The sequence below is a fragment of the Stenotrophomonas sp. 86156_Sma genome (assembly GCF_056481625.1).
This window is the reverse complement of the sequence record NZ_CM151157.1, coordinates 1,610,399-1,626,170: the sequence shown is the minus strand read 5'-3', so window position 1 is coordinate 1,626,170 and position 15,772 is coordinate 1,610,399. Positions and strand designations below refer to the sequence as shown.

General features: G+C 66.1%; 16 protein-coding genes and 3 tRNA genes. 7 read left to right on the top strand and 12 right to left on the bottom strand.

Annotated elements, in window-relative coordinates; translation table 11 throughout:
* Window positions 1-73: 73 nt before the first annotated feature.
* The 3 genes from rlmB to rnr form a co-directional block, all read right to left on the bottom strand.
* Window positions 74-817, bottom strand: coding sequence for a 23S rRNA (guanosine(2251)-2'-O)-methyltransferase RlmB (gene rlmB, locus ACZK33_RS07560; RefSeq protein WP_005408775.1), 744 nt, complete (start codon window positions 815-817; stop codon window positions 74-76).
* A gap of 93 nt (window positions 818-910) precedes the next feature.
* A complete protein-coding gene (locus ACZK33_RS07555; protein WP_279943068.1) occupies window positions 911-1,405 on the bottom strand; it encodes a GFA family protein in 495 nt (164 codons plus the stop codon).
* A gap of 94 nt (window positions 1,406-1,499) precedes the next feature.
* Window positions 1,500-3,965 (bottom strand): ribonuclease R, encoded by a 2,466-nt coding sequence (gene rnr, locus ACZK33_RS07550; RefSeq protein WP_423174767.1) that lies wholly within the window; start codon window positions 3,963-3,965, stop codon window positions 1,500-1,502.
* A 128-nt stretch (window positions 3,966-4,093) separates the two neighbouring features.
* Between rnr and ACZK33_RS07545 the strand changes: the two genes are divergently transcribed.
* Window positions 4,094-4,178, top strand: a tRNA-Leu gene (locus tag ACZK33_RS07545).
* A gap of 54 nt (window positions 4,179-4,232) precedes the next feature.
* Here the strand turns inward: ACZK33_RS07545 and ACZK33_RS07540 are convergent.
* The 4 genes from ACZK33_RS07540 to ACZK33_RS07525 form a co-directional block, all read right to left on the bottom strand.
* Entirely contained in the window at window positions 4,233-4,619 is a 387-nt protein-coding gene (locus ACZK33_RS07540) for a cupin domain-containing protein (RefSeq protein WP_032127914.1), read from the bottom strand.
* 75 nt (window positions 4,620-4,694) lie between these two features.
* The gene (locus tag ACZK33_RS07535) at window positions 4,695-5,111 is read right to left on the bottom strand and encodes a helix-turn-helix domain-containing protein (RefSeq protein WP_223276835.1); all 417 of its coding nucleotides are present in this window, start codon (window positions 5,109-5,111) and stop codon (window positions 4,695-4,697) included.
* Window positions 5,098-5,520, bottom strand: coding sequence for an AraC family ligand binding domain-containing protein (locus tag ACZK33_RS07530; RefSeq protein WP_223276836.1), 423 nt, complete (start codon window positions 5,518-5,520; stop codon window positions 5,098-5,100). Before ACZK33_RS07530 ends, ACZK33_RS07535 begins: the two co-directional genes overlap by 14 nt.
* 79 nt (window positions 5,521-5,599) lie before the next feature.
* The gene (locus ACZK33_RS07525; protein ID WP_423162641.1) at window positions 5,600-6,160 is read right to left on the bottom strand and encodes a helix-turn-helix domain-containing protein; all 561 of its coding nucleotides are present in this window, start codon (window positions 6,158-6,160) and stop codon (window positions 5,600-5,602) included.
* Window positions 6,161-6,261: 101 nt separating this feature from the next.
* On the opposite strand from ACZK33_RS07525, the gene ACZK33_RS07520 reads away from it, so the two are divergent.
* The gene (locus tag ACZK33_RS07520; RefSeq protein WP_423174765.1) at window positions 6,262-7,173 is read left to right on the top strand and encodes a DMT family transporter; all 912 of its coding nucleotides are present in this window, start codon (window positions 6,262-6,264) and stop codon (window positions 7,171-7,173) included.
* Between the two features lie 38 nt (window positions 7,174-7,211).
* A tRNA-Leu gene (locus ACZK33_RS07515) sits at window positions 7,212-7,296 on the top strand.
* A gap of 78 nt (window positions 7,297-7,374) precedes the next feature.
* Here ACZK33_RS07515 and ACZK33_RS07510 read toward each other — a convergent pair.
* Window positions 7,375-8,121 carry a sulfite exporter TauE/SafE family protein gene (locus tag ACZK33_RS07510; RefSeq protein WP_107433349.1) on the bottom strand — a complete coding sequence of 249 codons (747 nt, stop codon included), beginning with the start codon at window positions 8,119-8,121 and terminating at the stop codon, window positions 7,375-7,377.
* A 99-nt stretch (window positions 8,122-8,220) separates the two neighbouring features.
* Here ACZK33_RS07510 and ACZK33_RS07505 point away from each other — a divergent pair, with 99 nt between their 5' ends.
* From ACZK33_RS07505 to ACZK33_RS07495, 3 genes are all read left to right on the top strand, one after another.
* The gene (locus tag ACZK33_RS07505; RefSeq protein ID WP_423174764.1) at window positions 8,221-9,120 is read left to right on the top strand and encodes a LysR family transcriptional regulator; all 900 of its coding nucleotides are present in this window, start codon (window positions 8,221-8,223) and stop codon (window positions 9,118-9,120) included.
* Window positions 9,121-9,170: 50 nt separating this feature from the next.
* Window positions 9,171-9,255 (top strand) — tRNA-Leu (locus tag ACZK33_RS07500).
* A 325-nt stretch (window positions 9,256-9,580) separates the two neighbouring features.
* Entirely contained in the window at window positions 9,581-9,859 is a 279-nt protein-coding gene (locus tag ACZK33_RS07495; RefSeq protein ID WP_106550641.1) for a hypothetical protein, read from the top strand.
* Window positions 9,860-9,969: 110 nt separating this feature from the next.
* Here the strand turns inward: ACZK33_RS07495 and emrB are convergent, their stop codons facing one another.
* From emrB to emrR, 4 genes are read right to left on the bottom strand one after another with little or no spacing between them, the layout of a single operon-like run.
* The gene (gene emrB, locus ACZK33_RS07490) at window positions 9,970-11,556 is read right to left on the bottom strand and encodes a multidrug efflux MFS transporter permease subunit EmrB (protein ID WP_423174763.1); all 1,587 of its coding nucleotides are present in this window, start codon (window positions 11,554-11,556) and stop codon (window positions 9,970-9,972) included.
* A gap of 7 nt (window positions 11,557-11,563) precedes the next feature.
* Window positions 11,564-12,742: a multidrug efflux MFS transporter periplasmic adaptor subunit EmrA gene (gene emrA / locus ACZK33_RS07485; RefSeq protein WP_049399501.1), complete on the bottom strand. Its 1,179-nt coding sequence runs from the start codon at window positions 12,740-12,742 to the stop codon at window positions 11,564-11,566.
* Window positions 12,743-12,753: 11 nt separating this feature from the next.
* A complete protein-coding gene (emrC, locus tag ACZK33_RS07480) occupies window positions 12,754-14,247 on the bottom strand; it encodes a multidrug efflux transporter outer membrane subunit EmrC (RefSeq protein ID WP_049463707.1) in 1,494 nt (497 codons plus the stop codon).
* The gene (gene emrR, locus ACZK33_RS07475) at window positions 14,244-14,687 is read right to left on the bottom strand and encodes a multidrug efflux system transcriptional regulator EmrR (RefSeq protein ID WP_032127923.1); all 444 of its coding nucleotides are present in this window, start codon (window positions 14,685-14,687) and stop codon (window positions 14,244-14,246) included. The genes emrC and emrR overlap by 4 nt, the downstream gene beginning before the upstream one ends.
* 172 nt (window positions 14,688-14,859) lie before the next feature.
* Between emrR and ACZK33_RS07470 the strand changes: the two genes are divergently transcribed.
* Window positions 14,860-15,741 carry a helix-turn-helix domain-containing protein gene (locus ACZK33_RS07470; protein WP_049399506.1) on the top strand — a complete coding sequence of 294 codons (882 nt, stop codon included), beginning with the start codon at window positions 14,860-14,862 and terminating at the stop codon, window positions 15,739-15,741.
* Window positions 15,742-15,772 lie beyond the last annotated feature (31 nt).

Below are 15,772 nucleotides of genomic sequence, written 5' to 3'. Positions count from 1 at the left end.
TTTAGGAGCGCCAACCAAGGTTGGCGACTACCTGGTGGGAGTCGACCTTGGTCGACACAGCCGCTGCTGCCGATCAACCGCGCTGGCGCACGGCCTCGAACAGGCTGACACCGGCCGCGACGGAGACGTTCAGGCTCTCGATCTCGCCCGGCATCGGGATCTTGACCAGGCCATCGCAGTTCTCGCGGGTCAGGCGGCGCAGGCCATCGGCTTCGCCGCCCAGCACCAGCGCGATGTTGCCCTTCAGGTCCAGCTGGTACAGCGAGGCGGTGGCTTCACCGGCCAGGCCGTAGATCCACACGCCCTGCTTCTGCAGGTCCTTCAGGCAGCGCGACAGGTTGGTCACCGCCACCACCGGGATAAGATCGGCGGCACCGGCCGAGGTCTTGCGCACAGTGGCATTGACCGTGGCCGACTTGTCCTTCGGGATGATCACCGCAGTCGCCCCGGCGGCAGCGGCCGAGCGCAGGCAGGCGCCCAGGTTGTGCGGGTCCTGCACTTCGTCCAGCACCAGCAGCAGGGCCTTGCCCTCGGCTGCGGTGACCAGGCCTTCCAGCTCGTTCTCGCTGTAGGTGCGGGCGGCGGCATAGCGCGCGGCCACGCCCTGGTGGCGCACCGAACCGCCAACACCGTCCAGCGCCTGGCTGTTCACCTTGCGCACGTCGATGCCCTTGCGGCGGGCGTTTTCCTCGATCTCGGTCAGGCGCGGGTTCTTCGCACCGGCCTCGACCAGCACTTCGCGGACGTTCTCGGCGTCGTTCTCGATGGAGGAGGCGACGGCGTTGACGCCGACAATCCACTGGCTGTTCTTGCTCATGCTGGCGGGGACCGGAAAGGGGGTGGCTATGGTAGAGCATCGGCGCCGACCGCGCTGCGCGCTCGCCGGGCACGGCCCGGCGCTACCCGCCGCTCAGCCTTCGGCGGAGCGGCTGCGCGGCGGCCAGTGCGGGGTGTCGTGGTCGGGGTGCTGGTGGGACACGATGGTGGCCAGGAACTCCAGCGCCGCGACGTCTTCCTCGGTACGTCGCGCCGGCAGGCTGGACAAACTGTCGACGAACGGCAGCTTGCGCTCCACCCCGTACTGGATGGTCGGTGGCAGGCGTTCTGGCTCGTCGAAGGCACCGGCGGCCACGGCCACGCCATCCGGGGCTTCGTAGGTCAGGGGCGTTCCGCAGTCGGCGCAGAAGCCACGCCGCACCACGTTGGACGACTGGAAATAGCGTGGCTGGCCGCGGGTCCAGCTGAACTGCACGCCGCGCACCGACACCAGCGGCGCATAGTAGGCACCGAAGGCCTTCTGGCACATTCGGCAATGGCAGATCGAGCTGTCGGTCAGCTCGCCTCGCGCCTGGAAGCGGATCGCGCCGCACTGGCAGCCGCCGCTGTATTCGGGTTGGCCCTGCATGCGATGTCTCCTGGTGGTGCCGGCCGCTGGCCGGCAACCCGTCGGTGCCGAGGGTGCCATGGATGCCGGCCAGCGGCCGGCACTACCACGGTCATCAGTATTTCTCTTTCTTCCGCTTGGCCGGCTTGCCACGCTCGGGCAGCGGCGGCAGGCCATCGCCTTCATCCTCACCCTTGTGCTCGACCAGGCGGAAGTCGATCTTGCGCTCTTCCATGCTGGCCTTCAGCACCAGGATGCGCACGCGATCACCCAGCCGGTAGCTGCTGCCACGGCGCTCGCCGGTCAGCGTCTTGCGGGTCGCGTCGAACTTGTAATAGTCCTGCGGCAGCTGGGTCACATGGACCAGGCCCTGCACCTTCGACTCGTCCAGCTCCACGAACAGGCCGAAGCTGGTCACGCCACTGATCACACCGTCGAACTGCCCGCCTACGTGCTTTTCCATCCACGCGGCGCGGTAGCGCTCGTCGACCTCGCGCTCGGCCTCATCGGCACGGCGCTCACGCTCGGAGCACTGCAGCGCCAGCGCAGCCATTTCGCGTGCGTTGTAGGTGAACTTGTCCAGCGGCTTGCCGGACAACGCGTGCTTGATCGCGCGGTGCACCAGCAGGTCAGGGTAGCGACGGATCGGCGAGGTGAAGTGCGCGTACGCCTCCAGCGCCAGGCCGAAGTGACCGTGATTCTCCGGGCTGTAGATCGCCAGGCTCTGGCTGCGCAGCAGCACCGATTCCAGCAACGTGGCATCAGGACGGTCGCGGATCTTCTTCAGCAGCTTGGTGTAATCGCCCGGACGCACCTTGGACCACGGCGGCAGGCTCAGCTTGAACTCCTTGAGGAATTCCAGCAGGTCGGCGTACTTGGTTTCCGGCGGCTTCTCGTGGATGCGGTACGGGGCCGGCACATGGCGCGACAGCAGGTACCTGGCCGCCTCGACGTTGGCCGCGATCATGCATTCCTCGATCAGCTTGTGCGCGTCATTGCGCACCAGCATGCCGGCCTGGGTGACTTCACCGCGGTTGTCCAGCACGAAGCGCACTTCGCTGCTTTCGAACTCGATGGCGCCGCGCTTGGCACGTGCCTTGGACAGCACCTTGTACAGCTGGTGCAGGCGCTGCACCTGCGGCAGCAGGTCGCCCATCCAGGCCTTGGTATCGGCATCGTCCTCGCCCACCGCCTTCCACACCTGGGTGTAGGTCAGGCGCGCGTGCGAGTTCATCACCGCCTCGTAGAAGCGCGAATGCGTGACCAGGCCGTCGCGGTCGATCTGCATGTCGCAGACAAAGCACATGCGGTCGACCTTCGGCATCAGCGAACAGATGCCGTTGGACAGCGTCTCCGGCAGCATCGGCACCACGAAGCCCGGGAAGTACACCGAGGTGGCGCGCTTCTGCGCCTCCTCATCCAGCGGCGTGCCGGGGCGCACGTAGTTCGAGACATCGGCGATCGCCACCACCAGGCGGAAACCCTCGGCATTCGGCTCGCAGTAGACCGCGTCGTCGAAGTCCTTGGCATCCTCGCCATCGATGGTGACCAGCGGCGTGCTGCGCAGGTCGACGCGGTCGCCGATCATCGCCGGTTCGACCACCAGCGGTACCGAGGCGGCTTCGTCCAGCACTTCCTGCGGGAACTCGAACGGTAGCTCATGACCGTGGATGGCGGTTTCCACCACCAGCGAGGCGGTCAGCTTGTCGCCGAGCACGGCAATGATGCGGCCGATCGGCGGGCGGCGGCTGTCCGGCGCCTGGGTCAGTTCACAGACCACCAGCTGGCCATCGCGCGCACCACCGGTCTGGTCCGGCGGCACCTGCACGTTGCGCTGCACGCGCTTGTCGTCGGGCACCACGTAGTTGATGCCCATCTCGATGCTGAAGCGGCCGATCAGGCGGGTCATGCCGCGCTCGAGCACGCGGGCGATGCTGCCTTCGCGACGGCCACGATGGTCGATGCCGGTCACACGGGCCAGCACCTTGTCGCCGTGCATGACCTTGCGCATCTCATACGGCGGCAGGAACAGGTCGTCACCGCCCTCGACCGGGCGCAGGAAACCGAACCCTTCCGGGTTGGCGATCACCACGCCAGTGACCAGGTTCAGGGTCTGGATCGGGGCGAAACCGCCGCGACGGTTCTGCACCAACTGGCCGTCGCGGACCATGGCACCGAGCCGGCGCGACAGCGCCTCGGCCCGGTCCGGCGCGGTCAGGCCCAGGCGCGCGCCCAGTTCTTCGGCGGTCTGCGGCCCTTCGCAGCGCTCCAGCAGGGCCAGGATGGCCTCGCGGCTGGCGATGGGCTGTTCGTACTTCTCGGCTTCGCGGGCGGCATAGGGATCGTCGATCACCTTGCCGGTCGGCGGCAGCTTGCGGCCCGGGGCCGGGCCCGGAGCGGCGGCATCGGCGCTGCGGACCTTGCGACCACGCGGTGGTGCGCCGCCTTCATTCAATTCGGGGAACCAGCCCGGCAACGGCTTGCCCGGCTTGGTGGTGCGGGCCGGGCCCGCCTTGGCGCCCTTCTTCGGGGCCTGGCTGCGGGAGGTGCTCCCGCCCTTGCTTGGTTTTTTGGTAGTCATCGCCCTACATGGTAGCCGCTGACGGCGTGCAGAACGGGTCAGCGGCTGTCTTGAAGGCCTTGCATGAAAAATATTCAGGAAGTCGTTGACAGCCTGCGGATTCATCTTCACAATTGCGCCTCTGGAACGCCCAGGTGGCGGAATTGGTAGACGCACTAGTTTCAGGTACTAGCGGGTAAAACCGTGGAGGTTCGAGTCCTCTCCTGGGCACCACTGATAAAGAACCCCTGAGCGATCAGGGGTTTTTTGTTGTCCGGCGCCTCCGCCTCATATCCAGACATCGTTCTGCGCAGTGCGCTCGCCGCGCGAATCGCCCGTATTGAGCACGCCTCGCGGCTCGACCAGCATCAACCACACTTCGTGATCGGCACAGGTTCTGTGCTCCACCCCTTTAGGCACGACGTACAGTTCGCCTCGTCGCAGCAGGATGTGCCCGTCGCGGAATTCGATGCGCAGCTCTCCCTCAACCACCAGGAACGCCTCATCAGTGTCGGCGTGCACGTGCCATACGAATACGCCCTCGATGCGTACGATCTTGAACTGGTAGTCATTCATCTCGGCGATGACCTTGGGTGCCCACTGTTCGGTAAACAGCGCAAATTTCCGGGCAAGCGAGACCGGCTGGGGCAGAGGAGAGGGATCAAGGTGTGACATGCGGATGCTCTTGGCGACATGGAAGAGGAAGCATGGAAAACTCCGCCGTGGGGTTCTTGTACGATCGTGCAACGATCAACGGCGCCGGCCGCGCATGCCCATCCGCTTGAGCCACAGCGCAGGCGTGACCCCGTAGGCAAGCAGGAACTGCCGCGCCATGTGGCTCTGATCGAAGAAGCCCGTATCGAGTGCAGCCGAGGCGATTGATTGCCCGGCCAGCAGGGCCCTGCGCACCCTGTCGAGCCGCCGAAGTGTCAGGAACCGATAGGGGCTGGTACCCAGCAGCGCGCGAAAATCACGACTCAGCTGCCAGCGATCCATGTCGCTGACCTGCTCCAGCGCATCCAAGGTCACCTGCTGTCCGAGCCTGTCCATCAGGTAAGCGCGGGCCCGCTCCACCCCGGCCGCATCGGGCCTGCGCATGGCACGCGGGCGCCCGGCCACCGCGACAAGGCTGTGCGATAGATCATAGAGCGCGTCAGCCTCTTCCATGGGATCCAGGCAGGCCTGTAGGTGCGCCAGTAGAGGCAGAATCGCGGCCCTCAGGCGAGGGTCGCTGGATACCCCCCCCCTGCACGAAGGGAAGCGGCGCACCGCCAAGCACCTGTTGCACCTGCCAAGGTGAGACATAGGCCATCCTGTAGCGGAATCCGGCGGCCGTGCCCGCCTCACCATCGTGCAGTTCATCAGGATGCAGCACGAGCACCGATCCAGGCACGCCGTGCCGCCGTGAGCGCTGATACTGGAAACTCTGCACCCCAGCCAGCGTGAATCCGATGGCATAAGTGTCATGTCGATGAGGCGCGTAACCGTGGCCTTCGAAGAACGCCTCGATGCGCTCAATGCCACCGTCACCCTCCCCGCGCTTGACCCAGTCACCTGGCGAAGCCTTCTCAGTCATTTCCACGCTCCATCAGGCACCACCACTCCAGCATGGATGTCGGCAGGGATTCTCTTACCAGCGTTCCGGTCGTCCGGGTTCAGCGATGCTCGATCAACATCACCGCGGTGACCGGTTCCGATATCGCCTCCAGCACATGCGCGACATCGGCCGCATAGCTGATGTAGTCGCCAGCCCCCAGTTCGACGCACTGCCCCACTGGCCCCAGGCGCGCGCGGCCACTGCATAGCACCACGTGCTCCACCGTTCCCGGCGGATGCGGTGCGGATTCACGGATGGATGCAGGCTCGACCACGATCCGATAGATATCGCGGCGCGCCCCCGCGGGGCACGCGGCCAGCAGATGCACGACGTAATCAGCCTGCTCGGAGGCCAAGCGAGCGCCCTCTCCAGCACGTATCACCTGCACCGGCTGCTGCGGCGGAGCGATCAGCTGCGATACCTGAACCTCCAGCGCCGAGGCCAGCGCCCACAGCGTTTCAAGGCTGGGATTGCCAACACCAGCCTCCAGCTGGGAAAGCGTGGACTTGGCAACGCCAGCGCGCTTGGCCAGCTCGGAAACAGACACCCCCAACTGGTCACGCTCCCGCCTGAGGGCACGGGCGAGGACATCAATGGGCGCGAATGTGGATGAAGACATGAATACTCCATATCGAACGAACGTTCGACTTGACGAACACTAGTGGTCACTTCTATCTTAGCGGCCAATCGTTCGACATATCGAACACCGCTGGAGGTGGCATGCAGTCCGTCCGCGTTGGCGCGTTGCAGATGGCGGCAGCGATGGTGATATCCGGCAGCGTGGGTTGGTTCGTGGTGGAAACCGGACTGCCCGCGCCGGCCGTGGTGTTCTGGCGCTGCCTGCTGGGCGGACTGGCCATGCTGCTGGCCTGCGTCGTACTGCGCCTGCCGTTACGGGATGCGCGCAAGCGGCGCTGCCTACCCTGGATTCTTGCTGGCGGTGCAGCCCTGACCCTCAACTGGATCTGCCTGTTCTCCGCCTACCCGCATGCGTCGATCGGCGTGGTGACCGTCACCTATCACACCCAACCGTTCCTGCTGGTGGCCCTTGGCGTGCTGGCCTTCGGCGAACGCCCACGCCCCGCTCAGTGGGGCTGGCTGCTGCTGGCCTTCGGCGGCGTGGTGATGATCGTTGTTGCCACCCCCTCAGGCGCCCCCCCTTCGGCCAACTACTTCACTGGCATTCTGCTGGCGCTGGCGGCCGCCCTCTTCTACGCCATTGCCGCAGCCATCGGCAAACGACTGGTGGATGTGCCCACGCCCGTGGTCGTAACGGTGCAGCTCCTGATGGGCAGCCTGTTGCTGCTACCCTTCGCGCGCTGGCCGGGCAACGCTCCGTCGCATGGATGGGCACTGCTGCTGACGCTGGGCTTCGTGCATACCGGCATGATGTCGACGCTGTTGTACTCAGCCCTGAAGAAACTACCGACCCTGCTGGTTGGCGTCCTGTCCTTCCTCTACCCGGTCATCGCCATTGCCATCGATGCGGCGGCATTCGGCCATGTGCTGGGGCCGGCCCAATGGATGGGCAGCGCTGCGATCCTCGGCGCCGTCGCCGGCATGAACCTGCTGCGGGCGGGCGGAATGCAGGGCGGCACAGCGATTGACGCCGGACACGACCAAAAGTGTTGACACCCCCGTAACAACACCCCATAATCTCGCTCCTCGACGCCCAGGTGGCGGAATTGGTAGACGCACTAGTTTCAGGTACTAGCGGGTAAAACCGTGGAGGTTCGAGTCCTCTCCTGGGCACCACGTCGAGAATGAGAAAAACCCGCGAAAGCGGGTTTTTTCATGCCCGTGATTCGGCATCGCCGCGACCGGCGGCCGGCATCACAACAGCGGCCGCAGCACCAGCTCCAGCCCGAGCAGCAGCAGGAAACCCAGGAAGCAGGCGCGGAACACCCGCGCACTGATGCGCTGCCGGATCACCTGCCCCAGCCACATGCCCAGCAATGCCGGCAGCACCGCCAGCGTACTCAGCCCCAGCTGCTGGATGCCGAATGCGCCGTGCAGCACCAGGCCAGTGGTCAGCGAAATCGTCGACACAGTGAACGCCAGCCCCAGCGCCTGCACCAGCTCCTCGCGCTGCAACCCCAGCGACTGCAGGTACGGCACCGCCGGCATCACGAACACGCCGGTGGCGCCGGTCACCACACCCGACAACGCCCCCACCAGCGGCCCCAGCCATCGCTCGCGCCGCTGCGGTACGCGGAACACCGGCGCGAGCAGCGCATATGCTGCGTAGACCACCAGCGCCACGCCCAAAGCCACGCGCGACCAGGTGCGATCGACCCGCACCAGCAGCGCCGCCGAACCCAGCGTCACCACCACCACGGCCAGCATCATCGGCCACAGGCGCCGCACGATGTGGCCCAGCGATGGGCCGGACAACAGCTGCCACGCATTGGTGACGAAGGTGGGGATGAACAGCATCGATGCCGCCGCCACCGGCGACAGCGCGCCACCGAGCAGACCCATCGCCACTGTCGGCAAGCCCATGCCGGTCACGCCCTTGACCACACCGGCCAGCACGAACACCACCACCAGCAGCACGTAGAAGTACATCGATTCATTCATGCCTTCATTGGATCGGCCGGCCGCTCGGCGCACAATGCGGTCTTCCCGGCCTCGCCTTCGGCTGATCCGAAGGCGCAGGCGTTGCGATGAGGGCATCACATGCGGATGGATATCGCCGACCTGCGCCTGTTCCTGGCCATTGCCGAGGCGGGCAGCATCACGGCCGGTGCCGCGCAGGCAAACCTGGCACTGGGCTCAGCCAGTGAGCGCCTGCGCACGATCGAAGCCGATGCCGGTACCCCGCTGTTGAACCGGCACCCACGCGGCGTCAGCCTGACCGAAGCCGGTGCCGCGCTCGCCCACCATGCACGCTTGATCCTGCAGCAGCAGGCACAGCTGCGCGGTGAACTGCAGGCGTTCGCGCACGGTGCGCGCGGCACCCTGCATCTGTATGCCAACACCGCAGCGCTGACCAACTACCTGCCCTCTCGGCTGGCACCGTGGCTGGCCGAACGCCCGCGCCTGCACGTGGAGCTGCTGGAGCGCACCAGCCCTGAAGTCGTGCGTGCGATCAGTGCTGGCCAGGCCGAGGCCGGCATCATCAGCGATGCCGTCGACGCTGCCGGCCTGCAGCAGCATGTGGTCGCCGAAGATCCGCTGGTGATGCTGCTGCCCGAAGACCACCGCTTCGCATCGCGGCGCAGCGTGGCCTTCACCGATGTTGCCGGCGAGACCTTCGTCGCACTGGCCGATGGCAATGCACTGCAGACCTACATCGAGGACCAGGCGCGTGACATCGGGCGGCGCCTGGACGTACGCATCCGCATGAAGACCTTCGAAGGCGTATGTATCATGGTCGGCCACAACATTGGTGTCGGCATCGTGCCGCGGACCATCGCCCGCCAGCATCGGCGCAGCACGCATACCGTCGCCGTACCGCTCGCCGATGCATGGGCACAGCGCCGCCTGTGCGCCTGTTTTGCCGAGTGGGCGCAGTTGTCATCGGCGATGCGCAGCCTGCTGCTTCACCTGGGCGTACAGCCGCAGAAAAAGGTGTGAAATGTTGTTGACACATCTTCTGTCGCTCCCCATAATTCATCTCCTGAGTCGCCCAGGTGGCGGAATTGGTAGACGCACTAGTTTCAGGTACTAGCGGGTAAAACCGTGGAGGTTCGAGTCCTCTCCTGGGCACCACGACTCAATATGATCAAACCCGCGAAAGCGGGTTTTTTCGTTTCCGGGGTCTGGCGAGCCAGGCATCGCATCTACCGCTGGAACTGTCGTATCTCGCACCACCCGGCAGTCGCCTGCTGCTGCATACCTCCTCCCGGCGCGTCGTTACCAGACCTTGAACGGCCTCCTTTTGGGGGCGCATTTCACGTTAGCCGTTCAATTCGTACTTTTCCTAGTCGAGATTTACCCGATTCCTTTTCGGTGGAAGGCAGATTTACAGAAGCCGGTTGCAGGTGTATCGCCACGACCTGACCAGCGCCCTCCCCCTTCCCCAAAGGACGCACCCATGCAGCGCAGCATCATCTGCCCTCACTGCCATACCGGCTCGAACCACGGCGTACGCGTATGCGTGGGATGCCAGGCCGAGGTCCACTACGGCGCATCGAAGGAGGCCGTAATGCTGGTCTTTGTTGCCGCCATCATCTGCGGCGCACTGGTCGGCAGCCGATTGCAGGCCACTGCTGGCTGGCTCACATGCGGCGCCGTACTTGTGGCGGGAATGTGGGCCATCTCCCGATTGTTCTGCGATCGGGTGGTGTTCAAGCGCGTCTATCGCACGCGCTGAACCTGCGCCGCGGCAGGGCTCCAAGGGCAGGGCCCGTGCGATCCGCGGTGCACAAACAAAAACCCCGCCTTGCGGCGGGGTCAAAATACAGCACGTGTTTCCAGGGAGTTTCAGTGCCCGCCACCGGCGGCCGCACCTGCGCCTGCGCCAAACGGCGGCTTGGCCAGCCACAGGAACGCGATGATCGCCAGGAAGATCCAGCCCAGCAGGAAGAAGATGTCGTTGAAGCCCATCTGCGATGCCTGGTGGTTGATCATGTTGTTCAGTACCGCTGCGCCATGTTGCAGGTCGCCCTGCCCCATCGCTGTCACCTGGTCCTGCATGCCCGGCTGATAGACCGAGATGTGCTCGGTCAGGTCGGCGTGGTGCACCTGGGTGCGCCGCGCCCACAGCCACGTCGTCAGCGACGCCGCGAAGCTGCCGCCCAGCGTACGCAGGAAGGTGGCCAGGCCTGAGCCCGCCGCGATCTCGCGTCCATCCAGGTCCGACAGCAGGATCTGCAGCACCGGCATGAAGAACAGCGCGACGCCGATGCCCATGATCAGCTGCACGCCCGCCACATGGTTGTAGTCCACCTGCAGGTTGAAGTTCGAACGCAGGAAGCTGGTCATCGACAACACAATGAACGCAATCGTAGCCAGCATGCGCATGTCGAAGCGCGATGCATACTTGCCCACGAACGGGGTCATGATCACCGGCAGGATGCCGATCGGCGCCGTCGCCAGGCCCGCCCAGATCGCGGTGTAGCCCATGTCACGCTGCAACCACTGTGGAATCAACAACGCCACGCTGAAGAACGCCGCGTAGGCCACCACCATCGCCAGCGTACCGGCGCGGAAGTTGCGATGCCGGAACAACTTCAGGTCGACGATCGGATCCTTGTCGGTCAGTTCCCAGATCAGGAACACCGTCAGCGTGACCACGGCCACACACGCCAGCACCACGATCTTCATCGACGAGAACCAGTCCTCGTCGTTGCCCAGGTCGAGCACCAGCTGCAGCGCACCGACACCGATCACCAAGGTGACCAGGCCGACGTAGTCCATCTTCGGCTTCTCGATGTGCTCCGGGCGCCCCTTCAGCTGGTTGCCCACAACGAGCGCAGCGAAGATGCCCAGCGGCACATTGATCAGGAAGATCCATTCCCAGCTGTAGTTGTCGGTGATCCAACCGCCGAGGATGGGCCCGCAGATCGGCGCAACCACCGTGATCATCGCCAGCAGCGCCAATGCCTGCCCGCGTTTCTCGCGCGGATAGATCGAGACCAGCAGCGACTGCGTGATCGGGTACATCGGGCCGGCCACGAAACCCTGCAGCGCACGCGACACCACCAGCATGCCCATGCTCTGCGCCAGGCCGCACAGCAGCGAGGTGATGACGAAGGCCAGCGTGGCCCACACAAACAGCTTGCGTTCGCCGAAGCGGCGGCTGAGCCAGCCGGTCAGCGGCAGCGCGATGGCCGTGCTGACCGCGAAGGAAGTGATGACCCAGGTCGCCTGCTGCGAACTGGCACCGAGATTACCGGCGATGGTCGGCAGCGAGACGTTGGCGATGGTGGTGTCGAGCACCTGCATGAACGACGCCATCGCCAGGCCAACGGTGCACAGGGCGACGCTGGGCGGCAGGAACCCGGAGGCCGCACCCGGCGCCGCCGGGGCACCCGGAGCACCGGGCGCGGCTGGAGCTTGTGCGGACATGGCGACCTCAGCCCACCTTCGCCTGCTGCGGCAGGTTGCCCTGGATGATCGTGTGGATCACCTCGTCGGCATCATGCAGCTGCTTGGCATACACGTCGGTGTCGAACACCGTGCCCTTGGCCGGGGTGCTCGGCAGCACTTCGCCCTTCTGGTCGCGCAGGCTCACTTCGGCCTTCATCGACAGGCCGATGCGCAGCGGGTGTTCGGCCAGCTGCTTGGCATCGATGGCGATGCGTACCGGCACGCGCTGAACGATCTTGATCCAGTTGCCGCTGGCATTCTGCGCCGGCAGCAGCGAGAACGCCGAGCCGGTGCCCAGGCCCAGGCTCTGGACGCGGCCCTTGTACTTCACGTCACCGGCGTACAGGTCCGACTTCAGCTCCACTTCCTGGCCCAGGCGCATGTGGCGCAGCTGGGTTTCCTTGAAGTTGGCCTCGACCCACATCTGCTCGGTCGGCACCACCGCCATCAGGGCATTGCCCGGCTGCACGCGCTGGCCAACCTGCACCGAACGACGGGCGACGTAACCGGTGACCGGCGCGACGATGCCGGCGCGGGCATTGTTGAGGAAGGCCTGGCGCAGCTGCGCGGCGGCCGCCTGCACGTCCGGCTGGGTGGCGATCACGGTGTCGTCGACCAGCGCGCGGTTGCGCTCGACGGTCTCGCGCGAACCGGCCACGGCGGCTTCGGCAGCGGCCAGCTCGTCACGGGCATGGGCCAGTTCTTCATTGGAAATGGCGCCGGTGGCGGCCAGATCCTTGCGGCGGGCGAAATCGTCGCGCACGCGCTTCAGGGTCACCTGGCGGGCGTTCAAATCTGCCTGTGCGCCTTCCACGCTGCGGTACAGGCCACGGGTCTGGCGCACAGTCTTGGCCAGGTTGGCTTCGGCCTGCTGCAGCGCCACCGACGTGTCGGACGGGTCCAGCTGCACCAGCAGCTGGCCGCGCTCCACGCGCATGCCGTCATCGGCGTTGATGGCGACCACGGTACCGGCCACCAGCGGGGTGATCTGCACCTGGTTGCCCTGCACGTAGGCGTCGTCGGTCTCTTCGAACCAACGGCCGAACATGAAGTACCACAACGCCAGTGCGGCAAGCAGCAGCACGACGATCACGAACAGGCCGCGCAGCAGGTTGCCGCGGCGGTTGGGGGCGGCCGGGGCCGCAGTGTCTTGGGTCTGGCTCATGGCGGAAGTCTTCAGGAATGCGAGGAATCGGAATGGGAGGCGATCGGTGCGCGGTCGGCGTCAGAGGGCTGGAAACCACCGCCCAGCGCCTTGCTCAAGCGCACCGAGGTCTGCACCTGCTGCGACTGCAGGCCGGCCAGCTGCTGCTGTGACTGCAGCAGGGTGGACTGCGCGGTCAGCACGTCCAGGTAGCTGCCGATGCCGGCGCGGTAGCGCTGCTGGGCCAGGTCGAAGGCCGAACGTGCGGTATCCACCGCCTGCTGCTGCGAATGCGCCTGCTGTGCCAGCGAACGCACCGCGTTGACCTGGTCGGCCACGTCGCGCAGTGCATCGAGCACGGTCTGGTTGTAGTTGGCCACCGCCAGGTCGTACTGCGCATCGGTGTTGGCCAGGTTGGCGCGCAGCTTGCCGCCTTCGAAGATCGGAAGGCTCAACGCCGGGCCGATGTAGGCGAAGGTGGAGCTGCTCTTCAGCAGATCGCCCACGTTCGGTGCGACGACGCCAGCCAGTGCGGTCAGGTTGAAGCTCGGGTAGAACTTGGTCCTGGCGACCTTGATCTGCTTGTCGGCCGCTTCCACGCGCCAGCGCGCGGCAACGATGTCCGGGCGACGACCCAACAGTTCGCTTGGCAGCACGCCCGGCAGCTGCAGGGCCATCGGATTCAACGCCTGCGGGCGCTGGATCGACAGGCCACGGTCCGGACCCTTGCCAACCAGCGCGGCCAGCGCGGTGCGGGCCGCATCGATGCGCTGCTGCGCGGCCTGCACCTGCTGCTGCGCGGCGGGCACGCGGGCCTCGGCCTGGCGCACCTGCAGATCACTGTCGATGCCGGCGCTGCGGCGCTGGCGGGTCAATTCCAGCGACTTCTGCGAGCGGCCCAGCTCTTCTTCGGCCACGTCATTGAGCTGCCATGCATACGCCAGGTCGGCATAGGCCTGGGTGATGCCGGTGGACAGGTTCAGGCGTGCAGCCTGGGCTTCGACAGTGGCGGCATGGGCGCCGTCCACGGCCGCTTCCCAGGCAGCGCGCTTGCCGCCCCACAGGTCCACGCCATAGCTGAAATCAAACGCGACCTGGCTGCTGCCAGCGTAATGGCCACCCATCTCGCTGCCGGCCATCGACTCGGGCAGGCGCAGACCGGTGTAACCACCGGACACCGACAGGCTCGGCAGGCGATCGGCACGCGCGGTACCGACCTGCGACTGCGCCTGGCGCAGGCGCGCATCGGCAGCGTCCAGGCTCGGGTGGCCAGCCAGGCCCTCGGCGACCAGCGCGTCCAGCTGCGCATCGCCCAGCGCCTTCCACCAGTCCTGCGCCGGGAAGCCGGTGGCGCTCAGGTCGGTGTCGGCCAGGGTGCGTTCGCTGTGCAGGCTGTCCACGTCGAGCACGTGGCCCTGCGGGTTGAGGCCACGACTGCTGGCGCAGGCGGCCAGGGCCAGGGCCAGCGCTGATACCAGCAGCGCGCGCCCGGACCGGCGGAGAGTGGATTGCGGGATCGGGTTCATGGGGTCGTCAGGGAATCGCGGATTCGGGTGAGGAGGGACAGCAGCTGCGTGCGCTCGTCGGCGGAAAGATCACGCAGGGCGTAATCCATCACCGCGTCGCCACGCAGCTTCAGCCGCGCCCACAGTGCGCGGCCTTCATCGGTCAGCACGATCTGCAGCGCACGCCGGTCCTGGGCATGCGGTTCGCGGCGGACGCAGCCCAGCGACTCCAGCTTGTCCAGCAGGCGGGTCACCGCACTGGGCACCTGGTCGATGGCCTGGGCCAGCTCGTTGGCCGTGCACGGAGCCATGTTGGAAAGCACCTTCAACCCGATGTAATGGGTGAAGCCGATACCCAGGTCTTCTTCAGCCATGGATGCGTCGAGTTGACGGACCAGGCCGTCGCGCACCTGGCGCAGCAGCAGGCCGAAGCTGGGGGGAGTGGTTGCAGGACAGATCATGGAGGAGCATTCTCTTCCAAAAAAAATATTTCTCAATGGAAATATTCGATCTGGCATCGAATGCTGTGTTGCAGCAGCGGGCTGGATCAACGAAGGCGCCTACCTTAATGATCTGGTCAGGTGGCCCGGTAGTACAATTCAGCCAATGGATGACACATTTCAGCCAGCGGATATGATGAACAAGGCAGAAATCCCCCCTCCCAAGCGGTTGCTGCGCGACGACGCGCTGGATTGGTTCGAGCGCAATGACGGGCCACCGGTTGTCGCCTTCCGCTTCGACAGCCCCTTGGGCCTGGTCCGTGAAGTGGACTGGCACCACCATCAGCGCGCGCAGCTGATCTGCGTCGAACGCGGCCTGTTGACCACCCGCACCTCGCACGGAACGTGGTCACTGGCGCCGGGCTCGGCCGGCTGGATGCCGCCGCTGGAGCCGCATACGGTCACCCTCGACGGCCCGCTGCGTGGCTGGGGCATGGCGCTGGCCGCACCGGCCTGCGCCACCCTGCCCGCCGATCCCTGCGTACTGGGCCTGTCCAAGCTGGCGCAGGCGCTGGCCGACCGCATCTGCGAATGGCCGCTGGGCTACGACACCACGCCCGAGCGCCAGCACATCATCGAGGTGCTGCTGGACGAGATCCGTACCGCGCCGCGCCAGCGCATGCACCTGCCGATGCCGCATGACCGGCGCCTGCTGAAGATCGCCTCGCAGCTGCTGGCCGACCCGTCCGACGAGCGCAGCCTGGCCGAATGGGCGCACTGGGCCGGACTGTCGCCGCGCAGCCTGACCCGCCACTTCCGCGACGAGACCACGCTCAGCTTCGCCCAGTGGCGGCAGCAGGCCCGGCTGTCCGAAGCCCTGCGCCAGCTGACCGACGGCCGCAGCGTGGCCGATATCGCCCACGCGCTGGGCTTCAGCAGCGCCAGCGCCTTCGTCACCGTGTTCCGCCGCCACTTCGGGCTGCCACCGGGGCGCTACCTGGCACGGGCCGGACACGGCCTGGAAACCGGGCTGGACCCTGCGCGCGGCTTGGCATCCCCCGCCGCATCCGGATAATCACAGGATTGCGAGCGGCGACCGCCGTCGC

Coding starts and splice junctions, on each gene's coding strand:
- ACZK33_RS07505 (WP_423174764.1), top strand. CDS start 8,221: ATGCGGATGGATATCGCCGACCTGCGCCTGTTCCTGGCCATTGCCGAG.
- emrA (WP_049399501.1), bottom strand. CDS start 12,742: ATGAGCCAGACCCAAGACACTGCGGCCCCGGCCGCCCCCAACCGCCGC.
- ACZK33_RS07520 (WP_423174765.1), top strand. CDS start 6,262: ATGCAGTCCGTCCGCGTTGGCGCGTTGCAGATGGCGGCAGCGATGGTG.
- ACZK33_RS07470 (WP_049399506.1), top strand. CDS start 14,860: ATGATGAACAAGGCAGAAATCCCCCCTCCCAAGCGGTTGCTGCGCGAC.
- rnr (WP_423174767.1), bottom strand. CDS start 3,965: ATGACTACCAAAAAACCAAGCAAGGGCGGGAGCACCTCCCGCAGCCAG.
- emrB (WP_423174763.1), bottom strand. CDS start 11,556: ATGTCCGCACAAGCTCCAGCCGCGCCCGGTGCTCCGGGTGCCCCGGCG.
- ACZK33_RS07530 (WP_223276836.1), bottom strand. CDS start 5,520: ATGACTGAGAAGGCTTCGCCAGGTGACTGGGTCAAGCGCGGGGAGGGT.
- rlmB (WP_005408775.1), bottom strand. CDS start 817: ATGAGCAAGAACAGCCAGTGGATTGTCGGCGTCAACGCCGTCGCCTCC.
- emrC (WP_049463707.1), bottom strand. CDS start 14,247: ATGAACCCGATCCCGCAATCCACTCTCCGCCGGTCCGGGCGCGCGCTG.
- ACZK33_RS07495 (WP_106550641.1), top strand. CDS start 9,581: ATGCAGCGCAGCATCATCTGCCCTCACTGCCATACCGGCTCGAACCAC.
- ACZK33_RS07525 (WP_423162641.1), bottom strand. CDS start 6,160: ATGTCTTCATCCACATTCGCGCCCATTGATGTCCTCGCCCGTGCCCTC.
- ACZK33_RS07510 (WP_107433349.1), bottom strand. CDS start 8,121: ATGAATGAATCGATGTACTTCTACGTGCTGCTGGTGGTGGTGTTCGTG.
- emrR (WP_032127923.1), bottom strand. CDS start 14,687: ATGATCTGTCCTGCAACCACTCCCCCCAGCTTCGGCCTGCTGCTGCGC.
- ACZK33_RS07540 (WP_032127914.1), bottom strand. CDS start 4,619: ATGTCACACCTTGATCCCTCTCCTCTGCCCCAGCCGGTCTCGCTTGCC.
- ACZK33_RS07535 (WP_223276835.1), bottom strand. CDS start 5,111: ATGGAAGAGGCTGACGCGCTCTATGATCTATCGCACAGCCTTGTCGCG.
- ACZK33_RS07555 (WP_279943068.1), bottom strand. CDS start 1,405: ATGCAGGGCCAACCCGAATACAGCGGCGGCTGCCAGTGCGGCGCGATC.